At 40.7% G+C, this 23,846-nt stretch carries 22 protein-coding genes; 1 reads left to right on the top strand and 21 read right to left on the bottom strand.

The genetic code is table 11. The features are described 5' to 3' along the window. Nucleotide 1: 1 nt before the first annotated feature. The 21 genes from P2W73_RS23135 to P2W73_RS23035 form a co-directional block, all read right to left on the bottom strand. Nucleotides 2-1,279 (bottom strand): lipopolysaccharide biosynthesis protein, encoded by a 1,278-nt coding sequence (locus P2W73_RS23135; protein ID WP_276504474.1) that lies wholly within the window; start codon nucleotides 1,277-1,279, stop codon nucleotides 2-4. Beyond that, nucleotides 1,266-2,507, bottom strand: coding sequence for a CDP-glycerol glycerophosphotransferase family protein (locus P2W73_RS23130; protein ID WP_276504473.1), 1,242 nt, complete (start codon nucleotides 2,505-2,507; stop codon nucleotides 1,266-1,268). Before P2W73_RS23130 ends, P2W73_RS23135 begins: the two co-directional genes overlap by 14 nt. Before the next feature lie 58 nt (nucleotides 2,508-2,565). Continuing rightward, entirely contained in the window at nucleotides 2,566-3,117 is a 552-nt protein-coding gene (locus tag P2W73_RS23125) for a GNAT family N-acetyltransferase (protein WP_276504472.1), read from the bottom strand. Continuing rightward, nucleotides 3,110-4,102, bottom strand: coding sequence for a CDP-glycerol glycerophosphotransferase family protein (locus P2W73_RS23120; RefSeq protein WP_276504471.1), 993 nt, complete (start codon nucleotides 4,100-4,102; stop codon nucleotides 3,110-3,112). Before P2W73_RS23120 ends, P2W73_RS23125 begins: the two co-directional genes overlap by 8 nt. Before the next feature lie 2 nt (nucleotides 4,103-4,104). Further along, nucleotides 4,105-5,397: a DegT/DnrJ/EryC1/StrS family aminotransferase gene (locus P2W73_RS23115; protein ID WP_276504470.1), complete on the bottom strand. Its 1,293-nt coding sequence runs from the start codon at nucleotides 5,395-5,397 to the stop codon at nucleotides 4,105-4,107. Nucleotide 5,398: 1 nt separating this feature from the next. Next, nucleotides 5,399-6,352 carry a Gfo/Idh/MocA family protein gene (locus P2W73_RS23110; RefSeq protein ID WP_276504469.1) on the bottom strand — a complete coding sequence of 318 codons (954 nt, stop codon included), beginning with the start codon at nucleotides 6,350-6,352 and terminating at the stop codon, nucleotides 5,399-5,401. Nucleotides 6,353-6,362: 10 nt separating this feature from the next. Next, nucleotides 6,363-7,058, bottom strand: a complete 696-nt coding sequence (gene pseF, locus P2W73_RS23105; protein WP_276504468.1) for a pseudaminic acid cytidylyltransferase — start codon at nucleotides 7,056-7,058, stop codon at nucleotides 6,363-6,365. A gap of 9 nt (nucleotides 7,059-7,067) precedes the next feature. Further along, entirely contained in the window at nucleotides 7,068-8,105 is a 1,038-nt protein-coding gene (pseI, locus tag P2W73_RS23100) for a pseudaminic acid synthase (RefSeq protein WP_276504467.1), read from the bottom strand. Beyond that, nucleotides 8,083-9,540, bottom strand: a complete 1,458-nt coding sequence (gene pseG, locus P2W73_RS23095; RefSeq protein WP_276504466.1) for a UDP-2,4-diacetamido-2,4,6-trideoxy-beta-L-altropyranose hydrolase — start codon at nucleotides 9,538-9,540, stop codon at nucleotides 8,083-8,085. Before pseG ends, pseI begins: the two co-directional genes overlap by 23 nt. A gap of 16 nt (nucleotides 9,541-9,556) precedes the next feature. Further along, nucleotides 9,557-10,198 carry a pseudaminic acid biosynthesis-associated methylase gene (locus tag P2W73_RS23090; RefSeq protein ID WP_276504465.1) on the bottom strand — a complete coding sequence of 214 codons (642 nt, stop codon included), beginning with the start codon at nucleotides 10,196-10,198 and terminating at the stop codon, nucleotides 9,557-9,559. A gap of 11 nt (nucleotides 10,199-10,209) precedes the next feature. After that, on the bottom strand, nucleotides 10,210-11,388 hold the full coding sequence (gene pseC / locus P2W73_RS23085) for a UDP-4-amino-4,6-dideoxy-N-acetyl-beta-L-altrosamine transaminase (RefSeq protein ID WP_276504464.1): 1,179 nt from the start codon (nucleotides 11,386-11,388) through the stop codon (nucleotides 10,210-10,212). Between the two features lie 25 nt (nucleotides 11,389-11,413). Then, nucleotides 11,414-12,433, bottom strand: a complete 1,020-nt coding sequence (gene pseB, locus P2W73_RS23080) for a UDP-N-acetylglucosamine 4,6-dehydratase (inverting) (RefSeq protein WP_276504463.1) — start codon at nucleotides 12,431-12,433, stop codon at nucleotides 11,414-11,416. Between the two features lie 78 nt (nucleotides 12,434-12,511). Continuing rightward, nucleotides 12,512-13,651, bottom strand: coding sequence for an acyltransferase family protein (locus P2W73_RS23075; protein ID WP_276504462.1), 1,140 nt, complete (start codon nucleotides 13,649-13,651; stop codon nucleotides 12,512-12,514). A gap of 51 nt (nucleotides 13,652-13,702) precedes the next feature. Further along, entirely contained in the window at nucleotides 13,703-14,863 is a 1,161-nt protein-coding gene (locus P2W73_RS23070) for an acyltransferase family protein (RefSeq protein WP_276504461.1), read from the bottom strand. A gap of 72 nt (nucleotides 14,864-14,935) precedes the next feature. Then, nucleotides 14,936-15,796, bottom strand: coding sequence for a glucose-1-phosphate thymidylyltransferase RfbA (gene rfbA / locus P2W73_RS23065; RefSeq protein ID WP_276504460.1), 861 nt, complete (start codon nucleotides 15,794-15,796; stop codon nucleotides 14,936-14,938). Between the two features lie 33 nt (nucleotides 15,797-15,829). Further along, a complete protein-coding gene (locus P2W73_RS23060) occupies nucleotides 15,830-16,192 on the bottom strand; it encodes a four helix bundle protein (protein WP_276504459.1) in 363 nt (120 codons plus the stop codon). Between the two features lie 121 nt (nucleotides 16,193-16,313). Continuing rightward, nucleotides 16,314-17,372, bottom strand: coding sequence for a dTDP-glucose 4,6-dehydratase (rfbB, locus tag P2W73_RS23055; protein WP_276504458.1), 1,059 nt, complete (start codon nucleotides 17,370-17,372; stop codon nucleotides 16,314-16,316). A 50-nt stretch (nucleotides 17,373-17,422) separates the two neighbouring features. Continuing rightward, nucleotides 17,423-18,385 (bottom strand): SDR family oxidoreductase, encoded by a 963-nt coding sequence (locus P2W73_RS23050; RefSeq protein ID WP_276504457.1) that lies wholly within the window; start codon nucleotides 18,383-18,385, stop codon nucleotides 17,423-17,425. Nucleotides 18,386-18,466: 81 nt separating this feature from the next. Next, entirely contained in the window at nucleotides 18,467-20,893 is a 2,427-nt protein-coding gene (locus tag P2W73_RS23045) for a GumC family protein (RefSeq protein ID WP_276504456.1), read from the bottom strand. Then, nucleotides 20,893-21,693, bottom strand: coding sequence for a polysaccharide biosynthesis/export family protein (locus P2W73_RS23040; protein ID WP_276504455.1), 801 nt, complete (start codon nucleotides 21,691-21,693; stop codon nucleotides 20,893-20,895). Before P2W73_RS23040 ends, P2W73_RS23045 begins: the two co-directional genes overlap by 1 nt. A gap of 40 nt (nucleotides 21,694-21,733) precedes the next feature. After that, the gene (locus P2W73_RS23035; RefSeq protein WP_276504454.1) at nucleotides 21,734-22,261 is read right to left on the bottom strand and encodes a UpxY family transcription antiterminator; all 528 of its coding nucleotides are present in this window, start codon (nucleotides 22,259-22,261) and stop codon (nucleotides 21,734-21,736) included. Nucleotides 22,262-22,595: 334 nt separating this feature from the next. On the opposite strand from P2W73_RS23035, the gene P2W73_RS23030 reads away from it, so the two are divergent. Then, nucleotides 22,596-23,804 (top strand): acyltransferase family protein, encoded by a 1,209-nt coding sequence (locus P2W73_RS23030; protein ID WP_276504453.1) that lies wholly within the window; start codon nucleotides 22,596-22,598, stop codon nucleotides 23,802-23,804. Nucleotides 23,805-23,846 lie beyond the last annotated feature (42 nt).

Here is a 23,846-nt window from a genome sequence, read left to right as displayed (position 1 = left end):
ATCAATTTTCTTTTTTGAAATTAAGTAAGCGCCGGAAGGCAAGCCACGGCATGGGATATAATTTCTGAGCAATTACAACTATGATAATGCAAACCAAAGCAAAAGAAAGACAGGTAGCGTAGGCTGCACCTACAGTGCCAAACCATTTAATAAAAAAATAATTGCTGCTCAAATTTACTGCAACGTTTAAGATTGCCAACCTCCCCAGTACCTTACTTTTCTTCAAATAAAAAATATAACCTGTAAAAACAATATAGATGCCCCAAAAACAATAACTCAAGCCAATCCAAAAAACATAGATGGAAGCTTTGGAAAATTTTTCCGAAATAAAATATGCAAAAAAACCAGGGGTCAGTATAGTAAGTATTGTTAATGTCAAAAACATCCCAATTATAAATAGATAACTTACGCGTACTATTTCTATTTTGTCTTGTTCTGTATTACGATTCAATCGCTCATAAAGAAACGGAGAAAAGAAATTAGAAAAAGCAGTAACAAGAATAAGTATTACCATCCCAACCTGGTATCCAACACTATAAATACCCATTTCTTCTACTGAAATCATTTTTGTAAGAAATAACCGATCTGACTGGTTGATCACAAATTTTCCAATTTGATGGAGTATAAGAGGAGCGCCAAACACGATAGCCTGTTTGACATATTCTCTTTTAACAATAAACTCCAGCAAATTCCATTTACGATAATAGTAAACAGATAGTAATGAAAAAATCACTACGGTAAATAACCATGCATAAATTCTACCATCCCACTGCAGGTGAACGTAGATAAGCAACAACAGCGTAAGAGGAATTTCAATTAAAATCTTTCCAAGTGTGGTAACGGTAAACAAGGTCATCCTCTTGGAAATAACCAGGAAAGATTTAAAGTTGTCTGTGTATAATACAAACAGGGTAAGAGGGAGCAATAACCAATAAGCCAGTATGGGGAGCTCCATCAGGGAGGGTAAAAACTTGTATCCAGCTATGAAAAGGAGGAGAAAAGGTAAAAGGAGAAGTAAGGGTATCGCACGGACAGATGAAAAAATTTCTTTGAATTGATGAGCCTCCAGTTTTTTATTAAAATATTCCACTGAAATAAAGGAGGCAGTGGATAAACCAACTACAGGCATAAGTATTTGAACATATGTGTTCATTAAGGAAATAACTCCATAGTCAGCAGGCGAGAGATAATGCGTCAAAACCGGAAGAATGAGAAACCCGATGCCGGCATTTAAAAATCCGACAAGTGTATAAACTGAGAACTGCTTAGCTAACTTCATGTTCGGTTATAATCTTTAACACTCTTTCCGTAGCCTTTCCATCAAACGGATAATTGCAATTCGTCAGAAACTCATTATAGGCTATTTCATTTTCCTGGGCCAAATTATGGTTTACCCAATATTGATATTTTGTGTTCAGTTCAGAAGGAGAAAAGGAAACATGGCATAAACCTGTTTTTGAAAAATCATTGCCAAATATGCTGGGTTCCGGATGCCATCCCAGTAATACAATATTCTTTTTAGCGCATAGCAAACCGGTAATCAGGCTTGAGCTAAATCCTAAAATTAACTTTGCCTCCAAATACAACTGGGTGAAGTCTCCGTGCTGAATGATTTCAACATAATCTTTGTTGTAGGAGTATCTTTGCCAGTTAGAATTGTTGGAAACAGGGTGAAGTTTAATATAGAGTTTTACTTTATTTTTTTCAGCGAAATCAAAAAGTTCATCCGCAATTTGTTTGTGATGCGCCGGAGTCCAACCCAGGAGGTTACCTTCCAAATAAGGGTGTTCAATATAAACCACATAATTGTGCACTGCTGCACTGGGACTAAAGTACTTGTCAAAAAATGGAAGCCCGGTTAAAAAAGCATCTTCTTTTTTTATGCCAGTATACAGCTGCACCACTTCAAAATTTATCTGGCTAAAAACAATGAGATGATCCGGTATCCTTTCGCGAAAAATATTTTTTCGCAAAACTTTCTTCGGTGCTGCTCTCAATATCTGGACAGGTAAGAGTAAGTATTTAAGATATGATCTAAAGGAATCAAATTTTTTATATACAGAATAATAAAAAATCTTTGAAGAAAATATGTCGGGCAGATCACTGATGAACCGGCGAAACAAGCGTGGCAGTTTGTGCTTTAGAAAACTTACTTCATTAAATCTCTTTAGTGTAGTTTGTTTGTCTCCGGCTGCTCCATGCTCCAGATAAAACGTGGGAATTTTCATGGAGCGGGCTGAAATAATAAGTGCAATCTGGCGAAGGTCAATCATTTCAAAAAAAACAATCCGGTCTGGTTTGACTTTGCGTAGAAATGAATAAGGCGTCCGGTAATCAGACCAGTAATATTGACCAACTATAAAGTCAAGTGGTTGGGCATTATCCGCTTTCTTTTTAACATACCACAAAATATAAACCTCGGCATTTTCAAGTTCACTCAATTGGGAGTAAAAATCTTTTCTGGAAGGAGGTACTACTAAAACAATCCTCAATTTTTTTTCCTCCATACTATATCTGATATCAGGCTTCTTTGTGTTTACAAAAAAACCATTGTGCTTATTATTATTATTTATTCTTTTTAAACTCTTCTCTTAAAACGCCAAATTCAATTATATCGAGATATTTCCCATTTTTAAAAATGGCCTGGCGACGCAATCCCTCTTCCGTCATGAATAACTTTTTAGCAAGTTTTTTCATTCCGTCATTACCCTGGATAGTGCCACAATAAATGCGATGAAGATTTAATCGCTCAAATCCGTAGTCAACAATCAGCATCGCTGCCTCTTCACCTACCCCTTTGCCCCAAAACTCTTTATCGCCGAGTAAAATGGCAAATTCAGCATTCTTGGATATCCAGTTGATTTGTTGCAGCGATACATTCCCGATATGTTTATTGCCGGCTTTATCAATAATTGCCAATACTACATTCCTGTTGTTATCCTGCAATGAATTGTAATAAGCTTCCATCTTTTCCTGCGTGTTAGGAAAGGTGGCGTGTGAATTAAATCGTGTAACTTCTTCGTCATTGAGCCACTGGAGATATACAGGTGTAAGATCATTTTTAGTGAGTGGCCTCAATAAAACTCTTTCACCGTTTAAAAAAATGACATCACTCATACTTTAAATACGTATTAAGTAAAGAAAAAAGAGACTCCCTATCCGCAACAGGCCTTATATCTTCAAGATGATGGAGCGGGTCAAGATCTTGAGAAGCCGGGAAATACCGTATTACAGGCTTGTGCATTTGCTTTGCTTCTAAGGTGAAATTTGAATATATCCCTACTATAACATCAGCGCAATTGATAAGCTCGGTATTTTTCGCTTGTTTTATAATCTTCACCTGGATATTCGCACTAGTATGTTCAACTGCACTCTCCAATTTTCCTTCCGGTTGTAAAGGATGCGGTTTTATAAGTAGAAGAATGGAAGGCGAACCGGGGAGTTTTGACAAAGCATTGACCAGCTCGATCAATACTAAAGTTTCGTCAAATCCAAGTTCTTTGCTTTTGCCCCGAAGCGATAATGGATCGGGAGCGTATAAAACAACCCTCGTGCCCGGTACAATATTTATCCCCAACGTGTCCAGGTATCCATAACCTTCAAACTGTGATCTCCAATATTTCGCCAGGTACTCATGCTGCGGGTTTTTATGGATCAACAGTTTGTCAGCCGGTAAACCTTCTGTAATAGCAATTTCTTTGGCCTTCTTGTCTAACACCCATATTGTATCAGGTAGTATCCTTTCACCCCCTATCTCAAATCTTACCCGGAAGTTTACCCAATGATCAATAAAAGAAATGGATGGTATGTTTAATTGCCTGCCCAACCGGATAAAGCCAAGTTCAAACCCCCTGGAACTGTCCGGATGTGACGTGCCGGTAAAAATATAGCTGGCATAAGAATCATCTATATTAATATCACTTTTATCAACATAGTTGACAGTGAGGGCCCAATCATTATTGGCAAAGCCCGGGTTATTAGTAAACAAGGTTGGAATTGGCTGGCCTTCCGCTTGTAACATAAAAGCAAGCGACAAACAAGCGTTGGCTCCTGCCGTATCACTGAATGCCATTACACCGTTCCCATCGGGCAATCCAAACATGATCAACTCAATTCATGGACATTCTCTAATATTTTTTCCATCGCATTCACTACATCCATCATATCCTCTTTATGCATACCCGGGCGCATGTATTCGTGTGTGAATAAAACATCAAAATGCATTTTCTCGGTCACCGGGCAAAGGCCTTTGGCGTAATTAACATCTCCGTCATATAATTTCGGATCATACGCCCAGGCTGCTTTTTGCTGGTAAATTGGCTGCAGGTAAATTGGTTTTACATATCCCGCACCTACCAATGGAGCTGTTTCTCTCAAGACAGCTGAAGGAATTTCCGCATTTAGCGCCTCCACAAATTTATTTCTATGTATACCGGCGACTTGCTGATTGAATTTTATTGGATACACATAGTATGTATTGACTGATCCATCTGTAAGAGTTGGCAATATTTCAAACGCGGGAAACTTCGCAAACTGCTCATTTAAAAAAGCCACATTATCCAATCGTTGTTGAAGCAGAGAAGGCAACTTTTTGAGTTGCTCAATACCGATAGCACATTCAATTTCCGTCATCCGGTAATTGTAGCCGATCAGGTTGGTAAGGTCTTTTATTTCCCTGGGAGCTGTTACATTTTCAGCATGATTACGGATCATCTGGCAACGGTCAGCTAGTTCTGTATTGTTTGTAATAATAACTCCGCCTTCGCCAGTGTGAATATGCTTATGATAATTCAAACTGAATACACCTAAATCCCCGAAAGTACCTACATATTGGCCTTTGTATTTTCCCATTGGCGCCTGTGCACAATCTTCTACCACGTATAACTTATGCTTTTTAGCAATAGCCATGACCGCATCCATGTCGGCCGGGTTACCAAAAATATGAACGATCAAAATAGCCTTTGTCCGTGGAGTAATACACTTCTCAATACTCTTCGGGTCCATGCAAAAACTATCTGGATCAATGTCTGCAAAGACAGGTATACCTCCATACACCAACGGAGCAATAGCGCTGGCGGACATGCTATAAGGTGATACTATTACTTCATCGCCGGGCTGAATGCCAATAGCACCCATTGCAGTAAATAAACCTGATGTATTTGAATTTATAGAAACCGAATGTTTTACCCCAAACACCTCGGACCAGTTTTTTTCAAAAGCCCTAACCGTTGGACCTCCCAAAAAGTCGTGCGTCCATGCACCGAGATACTGCGATAGATTTCCTGAATCCAGTACTTTCATCACAGCTTTTTTCTCTTCCTCCCCAATCGTGTTATAAGCTGGAAACAGTTTTGTTCTTATGGGAGTGCCGCCATTGATGGCTAATTTTTTTGACATACTAGCTACCTTTTTTTCGGATGGTTGATATAACATCGGAAATTTTTTTATTTAATTCAACAGCCTGTAAAAAATTGTCAGCTTCTTCTTTCCTATCAAATAATCTTCTTGCCTTACTCAATACCGGCATCATGTATTGGGAAAGAATATTGGTTTGCCGGAGTTTTTGGTTTTCCACTAAACCCTTCCCTTTCCTGTACTCATAAAATCTCACTTCATCTCCGCTGTGACAAATGACAATTTTCCCGGTAGAAAAAAAAAGTTCTATTTCGAATACGGGATAGGAAGCATTTTCAACACCAAGTATCGTTACCGGGCATCCTTCAAAAAAACAGGAACCTGAAACAGTAGGATCATAAGGAAATGCATCAAATACAAAATGCTGGGACTTAAACTTCTCAAAAGAAAAAGGCTTGTCAAAAAGAAATTCCAGCAGATCAAATGCATGGCCGCCGTTATTAAGCAATCCCCGCTGGTATTTTATATTGATGCCTTTACAACCCTGCGGGTTCAATTGTTTTTTCAGTGACTTCCTTAACTTTTCATACGCAGGCTGGAACCGGCGTATATAATTGACAAGTACTTTACTTTCACTTTTTTGATAAAGCCTCGTAAGTTCAATTAATTCCGTTTTATCTGCCGCTACCGGCTTTTCACAAATGATGACAGGTACTTTTTGTTGGAGCAATAGCTTAAGGTATTCAAAATGCGTAGGAGTAGGAGTAGTGATACTTACTATACTATACTTATCAAAATCGAATCCTCTATACAATTCAACCGAACTGACATTATATTTCTTTGCGACCTTAGTTGCCAACACATGGTTTGAATCAGCTACAACGAAATCAATGCCGAAAGTCCTGGAAAAAGCTTTGGCATGCGTCCATACTTTTTCAGAATCGTTCAAATCATACAACGCTCCGATATTACCGCACCCGATTATTAAACCAGTCAATTTATCAAATTTATTTTGCGGCCAGGAACGAGTACTTAATTTCAGCAATCTTCCAATCCTCTTCATTATCTATATCCTGAACTTCAGACTCCGGTACTTCAAGTGCAAAAGTATTTGCTGAAACCAGGCTTTTTGTTTCCAAAAACTTAACTGTATCAAAAAAATAAAACTGCCCGCAGTCATGAAAAGCGGGAGGCAAATCCTGCGATCTCCTGCTGGCATTTTCGGGCCAGTTGTAGAGCAATCTTCCATCCTCCATTTTAAATGACCGCCAGATAGGAAAACTAAAACGGGTAACGGGTATCACTGAATCTGCTTTATTCTCGCTCAGCAATTGAAAGGCTTTCTTTAATTTTTCACCTGTTACAAACGGTGCTGTAGGATAAATGCAACAACCAGACTGAAACTCTTTGCCCACTTTTTTATACCGGGCCAACACTTCCAGTAAAACTTCTGCTGTCGTAGCATAGTCATTGGCTGTTTCTAACGATCGCATGAAAGGAACTGTTGCACCATACTGAGTAGCGATTTTTGCAATCTCTTCATCATCCGTAGACACCATCACTTCGTCAAAAATGCCCGAGCTTAAAGCTGCATCAATTGAGTACTTAATAATGGGCTGACCCAAAAAATTCTTTATGTTTTTGCGGGGAATTCTTTTGCTTCCACCCCTGGCAGTAATAATAGCAACTGTCTTGCTGTTCATAAATAGGTATTAAATAATGTCCCAGGTAAGCGGTGTCCCGGCCGCTACGTCTTTTTGAACCTTTCGACCCAACACCAGATCAAGGTAACGGCTTTCAAGGCCATTGCCAGGCCTGATGACTTTGACATTGTCCAAACTGATTATATCGCCGGCTTTGATATCTTTACTGATATAGATAGAACGTTTGAACGCCTTGCTTTTTTCTTCTGCCTTTTGTACGCCGTATTGTATTTTACCCAATGCCAAAAAGGCTCTTTCGGCTTCAACAACCAGTGATTTCAATTCTTCGGGTTCCAAAGAAAAAGCACTATCAACACCTCCATCAGTTCTTCTCAATGTAAAGTGCTTTTCAATTACACGAGCGCCTAGTGCCACTGCTGCAACAGAAGCGCCTATACCCATGGTATGATCGCTAAGACCAACAACACAATTGAAAAGTTGCTGAAGATGCGGAATGGTCATCAAATTGGTATTCTCAGGAGTAGCCGGGTAAGTGCTGGTACATTTCAGCAATACTAACTCATTACATCCATGCTGACGAAGCACTCTCACGGACTCGTCTATATCAGACAATGCACTTACGCCCGTCGACATAATGACCGGCTTTCCGGTTTTGGCAATTCGTTTCAACAGGGGCCAGTCTGTATTTTCAAATGAAGCCACTTTGTAAAGGGGAACATTTAATTCTTCGAGAAAATCAACAGCGGTTTCATCAAAGGGAGAACTAAAAGCGACGATCCCCTTTTCCTTTGCACGGTCAAATATCGCTTTATGCCACTCCCATGGCGTGTAGGCTTCCTTGTATAAATCATATAATTCTCTTCCTTTCCATAATGAAGCCTCATCATTGATTTGATAAGCTCCTTTTATGGTCATAGTATCGGCCGTGTATGTTTGAAGCTTAATGGCGTCTACACCTGCCTCCGCCGCTGCGTCTACGATGGAAAGCGCCCTGTCAAGCGACTGGTTGTGATTGCCTGACATTTCAGCAATAATAAATGGCTTATGAAACTCACCAATTTTTTTATTTAGAATTTGAATTTCCATCATAATGCATTACATATTTATAAGAAGTATCGTATTCAATCGCTTCCTGTTTTTCAAAATTTAATTTCTCAAATGATCGCTGGGATGCCACGTTAGAAAACTTAACATAACCAATTATATCTATTGCTGTGTTGAAGTCCTTAATAAATGCTTCTATTCCTTTCGAAAGAATCGTTGTTCCCAGTCCTTTATTCCGGTAGTCCTTATCAATAAGATAGCTTAATACGGCGTTGGAGTCGCTTACCTGGAACCGTATCTGCGCAAACGAATTATTCTCCAGCTCCAATATATAATAAAACGAATACGGGTCCTGTAATTTTGAATTGAACCACTGTTCATGTTCTGCTAATGGAATCGCGTTGCTGTTAAAAGACTGCTCTCTAACCATTGGATCGTTAGCCCATTCATAACACAGCATCAGGTCATCTTTCTTAACTCTCCTGGTATTTACCTGTTTCGAAAGAAAAAGTTTTTCAAAAACAGATTTTAGTCTTTCACCAGCTTTACCGTCAAATACGTTCATTTGCCTGATGAGACTTTCTTCCTCCTGCTCTTTTGTTGTATTGCCTGCATTTTCCAGCAAAAAAGAAAATCCGTTTTCAACCAGGTACTGAATCATATCCTGCTGGTTATCGGCTATCTGTTTTAGATAAACAACTCCTCCTACTGTCATGTATTCGTAGCAAACGGTACTTGGTGAACATATGCCGTAAGAGCATTTCGCCATGGTATCAGCAAGGTCAGCCGCCGACAATCCTTTGAGTACCGAAATATCATCCTTACCTGCAATATAGCGCTCCAGTTCATCAAAATACCGGTACCCGTTGCCAACTACTACAAAATATTGATCAAACTTGTTTAGCGCTATGGCAAATTCTAAAACGTCAAGGGTTGCGTTAGCCGGATCTGCTCCGCCAAGACAAATAAAAACACTGCTGTTTTCTATTCGTTGTTGCCTCTTTAAAGCCTTCTTCAAAAAAGACTTCCTCAATAAAGTATAAGCTGGTCCAAGAAAGAACTGGGTTTGAGGAAGTGCATCGTAATCCGAAGGTTTAATATTACCCGCGGAGTTAATTATCGCTGAAGATTTAAATGGATAAGTATGTATATCATCTATACACACAAGGAGTGCGCCGCTGTCAACTATCTTTTGCTGGTAGTCTCCTTTGAAATGGTATCCATCGATCACAACCAAATCGGCGGGCGATATTGCCTGTGTAAATTGTTTGAGTTCTTCCTGAGCGGAAATTTCCTCGTGCAATTGTATTACTTCATCAAACACCTCTCGCATTTCTTCAACTATCGGCCCGAGTTGGCATCGTGTAAAAAGAATACGCCTGGTATCTTCCCTGATTATTTCGGCCAGGGCGCCACACCTTACCATGTGACCGAGCCCCATTTCACTATTACCGTCTGCCCGAAAATATACTTTCATGTAAATATCGCCCAAGCTATTTTTTCTCGAGCAAAAAAATTGAATCCCTGTTATCGTTAGCGAGATATTTTACAAAATGCTCGTCCTTCAACTGTAAATCAGGAAAGTTTTTTTGATAGATGGATGCATAATCCGCCTTCCACATGAATCCTTGATTGTCGCGGTAGTTTAGCTCTTTTGTTTCATTATCATAATATTCCCATCCCATGATGTATTTTTTACTACAGCGATGTATCTCTTTCATAAAACCAAAATTATCTTTCGGTGAAATATGAATTAAAACTCCGTTGGTGCAAACCAAATCAAAAAATCCATCTTTAAAGGGCAGATCGAATCCCGAACCCGAGATGATATTAAGCCCTGAAAATTTTTGTTTGCTCTTTTCCACAGCGTAAGGCTGCAATTCAATACCATACAGGTTTTCAAAACCCATTCGCTGAAATCCCCGCAACTGGGCACCGTAATTACATCCTACTTCAAGAATTTTTATATCCCTTGGTAAATCCTTTAAGATTTTATCGTTGATCTCCAGCTTCGTCAAGCCCCACGTATCAACATATACTTTATCCCAGTCTTCATCATCTTTCCAATTATTGCGATCAGTATATTCTTTTCCAAAATCACTTTTCCAAAATTTTTCCTGGTTTGTAGATTCCATTTTAATAGTTTTTAATTGAAAAATTTTATTACCTGATCGATTACAAATTCCTGTTCTTCCTGTGTTAAAGTTGGATACATAGGTAAGCTGATACAATGACGATAATAGTTTTCAGCATTCGGCATATCTCCTTCTTTCCAGCCAAACTGTTTGTAATAAGGCATGAGGTGGCAAGGTATATAATGTATCTGGGCAAAAATTTTATGCTCTCTTAAATAATTGTACAACCCTAACCTGTTGTCAACCTCGAGAATGTATAAATGATAAGCATGTCCCTCTACCACACCTGACTGTCCTTTGATAAAAGATTTTCCTTGGAATGCCTTTTCATAAATGGCCGCTATTTCCCTTCTTCTCTTCAAACCTTTGTCTGCTCTTTTCAACTGGCTGCTTCCTAATGCCGCCTGGAAATCAGTTAACCTGTAATTGTAACCCAATGTCTGCATTTCCATATACCAACCCGGATAGGTATTTGAGTCCGTGCCGGCGGCAAATGCGGGTTCATTGGCATAACTATTCGTATCACGGGAAATACCGTGCGTACGAAGCGTTAATAATTTTTTATATAATCCTTCATCATTGGTAGTTATCATACCACCTTCACCAGAGGCAATATGCTTGACAGGATGAAAAGAAAAAATGGCCAGGTCAGCAAACTTTCCATTACCACAAAATTGTTTATTCCCTTTGCTGTCAGTAAAAAATCCGCCCGGCGCATGACAGGCATCTTCAATGATCCATAGCCCATATTCATCTGCCAATGCCCGAATGGCTTCAAGATCAACCGCCCGGCCGGCAAAATCTACCGGCACTACTCCCTGGTAGGTTCCTTTGGGTGATGACTGCAGCAGATTTTTTAGTTTTTCGATATCAAGCAAATAGGTTCGGGGATCGATATCCGAAAAAATTACTTCGCCGCCGCAATAGCGTACACAATTAGCCGAAGCTGCAAAAGTGATCGGTGTAGTAATGACTTTATCGCCTTCCTTTACGTTTAGCGCAAGGGCACATAAATGTAAAGCGGCTGTGCCATTGGCTACAGCCACAGCATATTGGCTACCCACATATTTTGCAAAGGCCTCTTCAAATTCTGCAATCTTTGGGCCCTGTGTCAGGAAATCCGATTGCAAGGTTTCCACCACCGTTTTAATATCTTCTTCTGTTATATTTTGCCTGCCGTAAGGGATCATTATTATACAATTAATACTGACTAAATTAAGCTACAAAATCAGGATCTACATGTTCCCGGATCAATTGTTGCAGGCTTTCGACTGTTTCCCATTCAGAGTTGGTACCTGAATCGTAGGCAAACCCATCCGGAACTTTTTTTGCATTAAAATGCTGTATGAACTCATCGATTTTCCAATTGGGAGTTTGGGGAACGATTACATAATATTTTCCGAGATCATAGGTAAAAAATGAATCGGAAGAGGTGATCATCTCCTCATGAATTTTTTCCCCGGGTCTTATTCCAACAATTTTGTGCTCGCATGCGGGTCCGATAGCTTTTGCTACATCCATTATTTTATAGGACGGTATTTTCGGTACAAATAATTCACCGCCCCAGGCATATTCCAAAGCATGCAATACCATGTCTACGCCGCCTTCGAGTGTAATATTAAACCTAGTCATCGATTCAACAGTGATTGGCAACACGCCGTCTTTTTTCTTTTGAATAAAAAAAGGAATGACGGAACCGTTAGATCCCATCACATTGCCATAACGGACCACCGAAAACTTAATTGGATTATTACCCCTGATATTATTGGCGGCTATAAACAATTTATCGGAAGTAAGTTTTGTGGCGCCATACAAATTGATTGGCGCACAGGCCTTATCTGTTGAAAGCGCAACTACTCTTTCTACTGCAGTTTCAAGACAAGCATGAATAACGTTTTGTGCACCTACTACATTTGTCTTAATACACTCGTCAGGATTGTATTCTGCTATGGGCACATGCTTCATGGCGGCTGCATGAATTACATAATCAATTCCCCGAAAGGCTCTGATCAGCCTTTCCTCATCCCGAACATCGCCAATAAAAAATCGTATTTGTGGATACTTGTTGAAGGGGTACTCCTGGGCCATCTGGAACTGCTTTTGCTCATCTCTTGAATAGATAACAAGTCTTTTAATATTGGGCCATTTAGTTAACACCGTTTTTGTAAATGCTTTTCCAAATGATCCTGTGCCACCAGTAATCAAAATTGATTTGCCATTAAGATCTAAAGACATAGATAAGTATGATTTAATTTACCAGGCAACAGAAAACAGCCTGCATTTTTAAGAATAATTGAAGAGTTATAATAAAATTTAATCGGCATTATTTCCCACCGTATTAATTGACACTTTTAATTCACTTTGATCGTTGCGTGGTAAATCCTGAGCCACATTGGTACTGGGTACCACTGCAAATTTTTCCTTGCGGTGTAAAAACCAGGATTCGAAATAGTAATACGAAATATGGGCCATCAACAAGGTAATGCCTGTTACCAAAATATACACAATGATCTCATAACCCGGAGATGCCGGCAGCAAGCGTCTATACAAAGCAAATCCAATAATGATAGCAAATAAATGATATACGTAGATGCCATATGATATTCGCCCCAGCCAACTGATGATGGGATGCTCAAGCCGTAAAACCGTTTTGGGATTGGTGCTAACGTTAATAATGATAACAAGGAACAGAAAAGCATAGAGCTCGTTATCAATGATGGAAAGAAAATGGAGGGGCTTGTATACAGATATCGCTAATATCAGCCAGCATACCACCTGCAATACCGGGTGATACAATTTTTGAACAAAAGCTTTTTTGTGATGGATGGCCCAGGCACCAAGTCCGCCTATCGCCATACAATGGAACCGGGTAACACCAATAAACGTGTACCAATTCCCATTCTCTACTACCCGCAACAACAATCGTAAGCCGAGAAACAATACGATAATTCCTAACATCAGGTACGGGAGCCGTTGCTTCCAACGGAACAGCCAGGGCCAGAAAAGATAAAACTGCTCTTCAACACCTACACTCCACAATTGAGCCACCGGGCTGATAACTCCTCCAAATACAAAGGGAACATTGGCCATTAAAAAGGTATAGAAAAAAGCGCCACTGCCATCAATCGGCTGATTGGAGAATAAGAACCAGCAAATGGCAATGATCAATGCCAGGTAATAAATAGGCCAGATACGAAGAATACGCCTGACATAAAATTTGCGTAAAGAAATAGCACCGGTTTTATCCTGTTCTTTTAAAAGCAGGGTTGTTATCAGGTAGCCGCTCAATACAAAAAACATAGTAACACCCTTCCCCGCCATATTAATACTTCCTCTTGCCGCGAAGCCAAGATCGGCAATTTGCAAACTTATATGTGATATAACAACCAATAAAGCGGCGATAGCACGGATGCCATTAAGGCCAGGAAGATAAAGTGATCTAGCGTTCTTCAAATTTTGAATGTTAGTTGAATAGTTTTTAATTCTCCGGATTGGTTGCGTGTTTTAAACCACTTGTGTTTTTACAACGGCGAATTTATCTTTCAGTCTCAGGAATGGGATCTCAAACCATTTATAACTCAACCTTGCTATCAAAATACTAAGTATCAGGCTTATTAAGCCCATCACTATCAGTATAAAGGATGAACTAGTATTGATCTTTAATAATCTGAATGCTATATCTGTAATCAAAATTCCTATTGGATGAAGCATGTAGAGACCATACGAAACTTTGCCGAGGCTGGAGAACTTTTCATTCCTGCCTAATGCAAATAAATTGTTTCTGGCAAAGCATTGCTCAACAATAATAAACGCCCAAAAGCAATCAAAGATTAGCCTGCTAGATGTTACCGACCCGGGAAACGTAAAAATGAGGTCCTGAAAAAAATAACAGAAGAAAATAAAAAGATAAGCAAAGGCAATGGCCTTTTTTGGCAACTGCTGCAGCCACGCTAAAAACTTTTGGTTGTGCATGCATAAATAGGCAAAGAGACCGCCAATCGCCAGGTCGCCCATCACTGCAAATGTGTGAAAGTACAATACCTTTCCTTCAGCATCGGCATTATAGATCCTAAAACCAATGCAGGCAGCAATAACGAGCGGGAAAATCAGCCATTGCCGGGAAGAAGGTAACAGGCGAAACAACAAAGGCCAGAAAATATAAAATTGTTCTTCAATAGCAACTGACCAAACAATACCCTGGGTCATGGCGCTTTGGCCGGGACAGTGCTGGCTAATATAAATGGAATCAAAATTGGCGAGGAAGGTAAAGTAATACCAGGGTCTTGAGCAGAGGTCTGAATTAATACCTATGATAGATTTGAGGTAGGGATAAAATATAAAGGCAAAAATCACAGTAGCATAATATAAAGGCCAGATCCTTAATGTGCGGCGCAAGTAGAATTTTTTCAGATCTATTTGGCCTGCTGTTCTTTGTTCGTTCAGTAATAAATAGGTGATGAGAAACCCGCTTAATACAAAAAATATTTGAACTCCGGTTGCCCCACCCGTAAAAAAGAAACTGATCAGCCTGTCTGATAAATAGCTTTTACCCTCAAAAGCTTTAAAACCATTATAAAATCCGTGTTGGAGAAAAACCAATAAAAAAGCCAGGAATCTTAGGCTATCAAGATTGGGAAAAAAAATCCTGGGACGATCAGAGGACATACTTTTTAGCTACTAGGTTATTAGATGTTTGACCCCGCGAATAAAACAAATCAGGATTAAAATTATATCGCCTTACTGTACAATTTTTTTTAAGTACACACCATAGCCACTTTTGTTCAGGGTATCCGCTATGGCCAGGGTTTGCTCTTTATTAATAAACTTATTTCGATAAGCCACTTCCTCTATGCAGCCAATCTTGGTGCCTTGTCTTTTTTCGATCACTCTTACAAATTCACTGGCGTCGCTTAAAGAATCGAAAGTGCCGGTATCTAACCATGCTGTGCCGCGATCCAGTACAGCCACTTTTAATTTACCCTGTTGCAAGTATTCTTTGTTGACATCCGTAATTTCATATTCACCCCGCGGAGATGGTTTCAGTTCTTTAGCAATTTTCACCACTTCGTTATCATAAAAATATAAACCCGGCACCGCATAATTTGATTTCGGCTTTGCAGGTTTTTCTTCAATACTGATGGCTTTCATTTCAGCATCAAACTCCACAACACCATACCGTTCAGGATCACTCACCTGGTAAGCAAATACATAACCACCGTCAATATCATTTAGCGTTTTCAACTGACGACCAAGGCCGGCGCCGTAAAAAATATTGTCACCTAATACCAGCGCCACTTTATCAGTGCCAATAAAATCAGCACCAATCACAAAAGCCTGTGCCAGGCCATTGGGTATTTCCTGTATGGCATATTCAAAGCGGCAACCTACCTGGCTGCCATCGCCCAACAAACGTTTAAAGGATGCATTGTCTTCTGGCGTAGTAATGATCAATATTTCTTTTATGCCTGCCATCATTAAAGTGGAAAGCGGGTAATAGATCATCGGCTTATCGTAAATGGGCATCAGTTGCTTACTGATAGCTTTGGTAATGGGATATAACCTTGTGCCGCTTCCGCCGGCGAGAATAATTCCTTTCATGAGTTAAGAAAAAGGTTAAGGATGAGTTTAAGATTAAGGGCTTGAAAGACCTTTAATAATTTTGTTTAATCCTTCAATTACCTGCAGGCATTTTAATTGAATGGGATGAATTTGTTCAAGATTAAAATATCCTGCCGTTTTTCCGCTGAACAAGTGACTTCGGACTTCATGTGCACTGCCTCTTGAATAATAATAAAAATTGATCTTATCCTTTACATGTCCTCTGCCGAAACCTTCAGCGATATTTCCGGTAATACTTACTGCAGCGTCACGTAATTGCGAACAGAGAGCATAGTCCTCTCTTTTAGGAAGGGCTTCCGTTAATTTATAAATTTCAGCAACAATTTGATCCCCCAATTGCCAAACAGGCATCTCAGCAAAATCATTATAAGCCATTTATATTCCTTTTCTTAAACCTAAATTCTTTCTTCTTAACTCCATTCTCAACCTTTCTCTAGTCCTCAACCTCATTCTCAAACCTCCTCCCTCCAACTCAATCTTAACCTTAATCTTAACCTCAACCTCTCTCCGCATACTGCTTCTCATAATAACCCTGGTATTCCCCACTCGTTACATGCTTCAACCACTCTTTATTTTCAAAATACCAGTCAATAGTTTGCGCCAACCCTTCTTCGAAGGTTACCGAAGGTTGCCAGCCTAATTCTTTGTTGATTTTTGTGGCATCGATGGCATATCGCCTGTCATGCCCGGGGCGATCCTTTACATAAGTGATCAGTTGCTCACTGGTGCTGGCCGGATTGCCGAGTTTTTCATCCATCAGTTTGCACAACAGTTTCACGAGGTCAATATTCTTCCATTCATTAAATCCCCCGATGTTGTAAGTATCATGATTTTTCCCGTTATGAAACACGAGGTCAATAGCTGCCGCATGATCTTTTACAAACAACCAGTCCCTCGTATATAAACCATCACCATAAACAGGTAAAGGTTTTTTGGTAATGATATTATTAATAAAGAGGGGAATCAGCTTTTCAGGAAAGTGATTGGGCCCATAATTGTTGGAACAATTGCTGATCACGGTGGGCAACCCATAGGTGTCACCATAAGCCCTTACAAAATGATCACTGGATGCTTTGGAGGCGCTATAAGGAGAATGAGGATCGTAGTTGGTTTCTTCAGTAAAATACCCGGTATCGCCTAAGGCTCCATACACCTCATCGGTTGATACATGATAAAATCTTTTTCCTTCGTAATTATCTTTCCAGAAATGCTTCGCTGTATTCAGCAGGTTCACCGTTCCTATTACATTGGTGTACACAAAATCAAGAGGCGAAAGTATGGACCGGTCTACATGTGATTCAGCGGCCAAATGTATTATACCATCAGGCTGATGAAGAACAAAAATCCGCTCCAGTTCATCAACATTGAGTATGTTGGCTTTCTCAAAAAAATAGTTGGGTTCACTTTCAATATCCCTGAGGTTCTCCAGGTTGCCTGCATACGTTAACGCATCAAGATTAATGATTTTATAATCCGGGTATTTTGTAACAAAACGGCGAACAACATGCGAACCAATAAACCCCGCACCGCCGGTTATGATAATTGTTTTAGGCATAGTTGAATTTTATAAGCTATATGCTTCTGCGGTAAAAAAAGAATGGTTGCCTAATTAACCGGTTTCCTTTCCTTCTTATACCAGTTAAATGTTTTCTTCAATCCCTCCTCTACATCCACCAGCGGGTGATAGTTTAACAAGGTGGATGCCTTTGAAATATCTGCAAGGCTGTGCTTCACATCGCCGGTACGATTAGGCCCATGAATTGGTTGTAAACCGCTACCTGCTTCACGCTTTAAAGAGTTGAACAACTCCAACAATGATGTTTGATGACCACAGGCAATATTATAAACCTGGTTTACTGCTTTTGAATTATCCGTGAAAAGCGAAAGAATATTTGCCTGCACTGCATTGTCAACATAAGTGAAATCACGGCTATGGCTTCCATCGCCATTGATTGTAGGAGCCTTGTTATCCAGTAAGGCTTCTGCAAACAGGGGGATAACCGCAGCATAGGGACCATTCGGATTCTGCCTCGGACCAAAGATGTTGAAATAACGCAGACCTATAAACTCAACTCCATATAAATTGCCGTACACCCGGGCATACAATTCATTTACATATTTGGTAACGGCATAAGGAGAGAGGGGGTTACCTATCCTATCTTCCATTTTAGGCAGGTCGGGATGATCACCATAAGTGGACGAACTGGCGGCATACACCACCCGCCTTACTTTCTTTTCTTTTGCAGCCGTAAAAATGTTCAGCGTACCGGTGATATTGACTTCATGGCTTGTCAGCGGATCGGCAATCGAACGCGGAACAGAGCCTAAAGCCGCCTGGTGTGAAATGAGATTGATCCCTTCGCAAACCTGCAGGCAGGTTTCATAACTCCGGATATCACCTTCTATAAACTCAAATTTGGGATTCGAAGAAAATGAAGAAATATTTTTCAACGAACCGGTTGCTAAATTATCCAGCACCCGTACAAAACTGACTCTTTCATCGCTCAATAGCTTTTCAACAAGATTGGAACCAATAAAACCAGCCCCCCCGGTAACTAAAATTCGCATATCAATTCAGTAATAAATAAAATAAAAATCTCAACCCCATTAAACCACAACTCTTCTAAATCCTTACCTCAACCTTAACCTTTACCTCTCAGCTTTTTTCCGAAACCATTTTTTGACACTTAACCTATCCGACCAGCTTTTTGCGGGTTGCTCTTCTTCGTAATATCCGTTGTTACCATAACCATAACCATAACCATAGCGGCCATAGCCATAATATCCGTAGCCGGCTTTCAATTTCACATCATTCACGACGATAGAAACGTGAGGAAGTTTTCTGTCCTGGTATAGGTCGTCGATCAGCGCAATCTGTTTTTTAAAGGTATAACCCTGCCGCACTAGGTAAAGAGTACAGTCGGCATATTTACCCAGCGTTTGGGCATCGCTAACCATACCGACCGGAGCTGTGTCTATAATGGTCACATCAAAATTCTGTTTTAGCCACGCAAACAAATCCGACACTTTACTGTCAAGCAACAACTCGGCAGGGTTCGGAGGTATGGGCCCGCATGGTAACACATACAGGTTTTCATGCCCGGGAATGGGCAAAATCAAATTTTTCAGATCGGCCTTTCCTACCAGGTAATTTGTTATTCCTGGATGTTTTCCCATGTTTAGTCCGGCCAGCACTTTCGGTTTACGAATATCAAATTCCAGGATCACGGTTTTCTTGCCTGTCAACGCCATTACGGCCCCCATATTTGTACTTACAAAAGACTTCCCCTCTCCACTAAAGGAGGATGTAACAAGAATAATCGGTTTTTCAGTTTTTGTCAAAACATATTGCAGGTTGGACCGGATGATCCGGAATTGCTCGGCTACCATTCGCCGGCTGGTTTTGTTTACCACAAGGGCATTTTCCGAATAGGAATGCCCCACCTCGCCCATGATAGGTACCTGCGTAATTTTCTCGATATCAAAGCGGGTAGTCACTTTATCGTTTAACAATTCACCTATAAAAATAATCAGCGCCGGCAGGGCTAAACCGATAAGTATGGCCATGATTTGAATGGTTCGGTCATTAGGCTTTACAGGGTTAGATGACGCCGTGGCTTTATCAACGATCTTTGAATTAGAGATAGTGGCTGCCCTGGAAATGGCAGCTTCTTCTCTCTTTCCTTCCAGCAGGCTATAGAGGGCGAGTTTGGTAGTAACCTGCCGTTCCAGGTCCACATACTCTTTCATCTTATAAGGCAGGGTCTCTAATTCACTTTCTTCGGATTGGGTCTGTCCTTTCAACCTGGAAATAGCATTGCTAAAAGAAGACTTGATATTTTGCAGGTTTTCCAGCACACTCTCCCGTTGCTGCTCGATCAGGGCCTCTGATTCTTTAACGGCGGGATTATCCGGCGGTATATTGGATTCCAATAATGATTTTCGTGCCAATTGTGCTTTGTTATAGCCACTCACCAGTTCATTCAACGTCACATCTTCCAGGCCCAGCGAAGATGGAACAACTATTTTGCTGTATTGATTTTGTTTATCTCTCAGGTAATCATCGATCATGCCTGCCACCGAAAGCCGCATTTGTTGCTCATTGATCAGCTTGTCAGCCTCCATGATAGTTTGAAAGGAATTGGTCGACTGCGTTTCCACATTGATCAGCTTATTTTTCTGGCGATAGTCTAGTAAAATACCCTGTAAACTGTCTAATTCACCTTTCAATTTATCCAGCCTCACGTCAATAAAACCAATCATCTGGTCGGTGGAAAAATTATTCTGTTCAATCGTCAGGGAGTCATATTGAACCATTAAATTGTTGACTATATCAGCCGCCATTTGCGCATTAGTAGTTTCCATGCTAATAATAAGCCCGGTCCCGCTCACTTTTGGCGTCACGTTTACAGCAGCAGCGAGGCTCGTAGCAACTGCCTCGATAGGTCTCCACCCGATTTCATATTCCGTACCGGTGACGGCACCGCCTTTCTTTTCTAGGGCAAATACGCCATATTTATTTTTAAATACCTGGCCAAAACCTATCTCAGTTGATTCATGATTAACATAGAACCTGTTTTCATCGTTGAACTTTATATTCATGCTGAATGACCGGGAAGAATCATTTATTTCAAAAGCTTTGATCGTAAAAGGAGCTCTCTTATAAACATTTTCATCTTTTATTCTTCCGATCGCCGTGTAACTAAATTGCAAATCGAGTTTTTTGACCACCCTGGCCATCAATGGCCGGGACTTCAGAATTTCAATTTCGCTTTGAATATTTTCCGTCCGGTTATTTCCCATCAGGATATCTTCCACCTTGTCGGACGAACGCCCGCCTCCTGAGACTTCACTTTTTATTTGCAGGCTACCGGCTGCACTATAAATACGCGTCGCATAACGCAGGTAAACAAAAGCTATCAACAAAGCAAGGGCTACTGATAAAAGAAATACAGGCAGGAAACGAATATATTTATAGAACAGGTCCCTTACACTTAAATTTGACAATTCTGATTTGCCGTTGTTGGTAACCTGTTCCTCGATTATTACTTGCGATGAGTTTTCGGAAATAGCCATTAGTTAAAAATATTATAGAGCAAAGCAATCGCCGTAATAAGGCTTAAGCCAAAGCTGACCTGCCGCATCACGACATCTTGTTCGGCTTTCTTCGCTTTTCTTTTTGTAGGATCTACCACCACTACATCATTTTGTTGTAAATTATAATAAGGGGATTCGAACAGATCCCTGGATGAAAGATCGACCAATCCAACTTCCCGCTTTCCATCTGTTTCCCGCATCACTTTGACAGTATTTTTCATTCCAAAATCAGTAGTACCGCCCGCCAGCCCTATCGCATCCAATAATGTCACCCTTTCTCCCGGTACGCTAACGGGTCCCTGCCTATTTACCTCACCCAGCACGGTTACCTTTAAATTCATAAAACGAATAATGACAGATGGGTTTGTCAGCACCGAATCCTTTTCGTTGATCTTTCGTTTAATAGTATCTGCCAGCTGAAGTTTGGTCAAACCTTCCACCTGGATTACGCCTAATTGAGGATACTCAATATTACCATTCACATCCACCAAAAAACCTCCGGTACCCGATCCCGAACCGCTGCTCCCCTGGCCACCCGAGGATGAACTTGATGAAGGCAGATTATAAGGCGCATCGGAAATTTCAGGCTTGGTACTAGCACTATATACCTGGATAGATAAAAGGTCGTTTTTCTGAATTTTCAGCTCAGGAATTTTCACCTCACCTTTACCGGTACTGTCATTTACATGTTGCAGGTAATTGGGGATTCTACGCTGTGTGCCGCAGGAAATTAAGTAAAAAGATAACACAAGTAATACAAGAAGCCGGACAAATTTCATGGATGATATTTTAGTAGAAGCCCGCAAAAATAAGATTTGTTCAATCGGGGTCTGTCGAAGTTAATTTAGTTCGGTCAATATAAGCTACCAGCAGATACCCGAGGCTGTCAATGGCCACCTTCACAGACTTGCGGTTGATACCGATCACTTCCCCTTCCTGGTCCATCAACGGACCAGCAGTAATTTTCACCCGTTGCTTCAACTCTACCGTCATCGGCTTCACTTCCACATTCTCGTACTCGTTCAAAAAACTCTTGATCGCATTGATCTCTTTTTCCTTTACCACCGCAGGCTTCCCGTTCCAGTACACGAAATTGATGACACCCGGCGTCATTCTCACTTCAGTCCTGTCTTCATCATTCACTTTTACAAATACATAGGATTTGAAAAGCGGTTCTTCCACCAGCTTTACCCGGTCACTCCATTTACGTCTTACCTTATTTAAAGGACAGTAGCTTTCCAGTCCTTTTTCAGTGAGCAATTGGGTGACTTTTTTTTCCCAGCGGGGACGGCTGTATATGGCTAACCATTTACGGGACATTGCGGGTAATTCGGATGGCTTCGCCATCTCAGTCACAGCTTATTTTTTGTGACCGGCTAAAAAGAATGGCCACTGTAACGGTTTTTGCTTAGTGGCTATTGTATTTCGGCTGCAAATATAGGTGGCTAAATGGGACTGGCAAAAGAATAAAATTAGCAGATTGTGAAGCCTTTGGCAATGTAACCGGGCAATCAGTTACCCACACAGTTCATCGTTTTTGATTATTAATAAATTACTTGTCATTAGCCAATTACCCGTTACGTTTTTCGGGAACTTATCAGGTGCGGCTAAGAGCAGGATCAATTTGATTAATAAGTATATAGTTGAAAATCTTACATTTAAAGCTTAAAGTGTCACTGCTTTGAACCAACGTTTTTACTCATTAGATGTTTTTCGCGGAGCCACCGTCTGCCTCATGATCCTGGTCAACAATCCCGGCTCCTGGGGACATATTTACCCGCCGCTAAAACATGCTCCCTGGCATGGATTAACGCCAACCGATCTCGTTTTTCCCTTTTTTCTTTTTGCGGTGGGTAATGCCATGGCCTTTGTGATGCCAAGACTGGAAGCAGCGGGTGATGCTGTGTTCTGGAAAAAAGTAGTAAACCGAACAGTTATCATTTTTCTGATTGGCCTCTTTTTAAACTGGTGGCCCTTCTTCAGGTGGCAGGGCGATCAGCTCTCCTTTATCAATTGGGTGAACAAAGAAGACCCGTCAAAAGGAGTGAGAATATTGGGTGTACTGCAACGAATAGCACTATGTTATTTTTTTGCCTCGGTCATTATTTATTACCTCAAACTAAAAAAGGCGTTTTATGTCGGCTTGGTAATCCTGCTGCTGTATTGGCTGCTTTGTTATGTTGGCAATCCAATCGACCCCTATAGCCTGAAAGGTTGGTTTGGAACCGTTATTGATAAAGATGTGTTGGGCATAGCCCATCTATATAAAGGAGAAGGCGTTCCCTTTGATCCCGAAGGCCTGGTAAGCACCCTGCCCGCAATTGTAGAAGTGATACTGGGTTACCTGGTAGGCGACTATATCCAAAAGAAAGGAAAGCAGCAAACACCACAGGCTGTCGGCTCCAGTCAAAACGGCCCCTACCAAATGATAACAGGTTTATTTGTCGCCGGAATAGCTATGATGGTTACAGGCTTTTGCTGGGATATGGTTTTCCCCATCAATAAAAAAATATGGACAAGCTCCTACACTATCTATACCTCCGGCCTGGCTACGATCACCATTGCCACGATGATTTATATGATTGAAATAAAAAATATCAGGGGTGGTCTTTCCCGTTTCTTCGATGTGTTTGGAAAGAATGCATTATTTGTTTTTGCCCTGAGTGCTTTTCTGCCCAAGGGTTTGGCGTTAATCCGTATCCCCAATGGATTCAACACGAAGGGAGAACCGCTATATACAAGTCCATGGAACTGGCTCTACCAAAAAGTATTGGTCAATATACCGGGTGATCCAAGATTAGGCTCTCTGCTCTATGCCATTTGCGTCATTATCTTCATGTGGGCTATCTGTTATTGGATGGACAGGAAAAAAATTTATGTGAAAGTTTAGTTTGTCGTAAGCGGGAAGGCGGAATAATTAATCCACTCTTCG

This window comes from Terrimonas pollutisoli, assembly GCF_029360765.1.
GTDB classification, from domain to species: domain Bacteria; phylum Bacteroidota; class Bacteroidia; order Chitinophagales; family Chitinophagaceae; genus Terrimonas_B; species Terrimonas_B pollutisoli.
The sequence above is the reverse complement of the archived record's forward strand: the minus strand, read 5'-3'. Positions and strand labels throughout refer to the sequence as shown.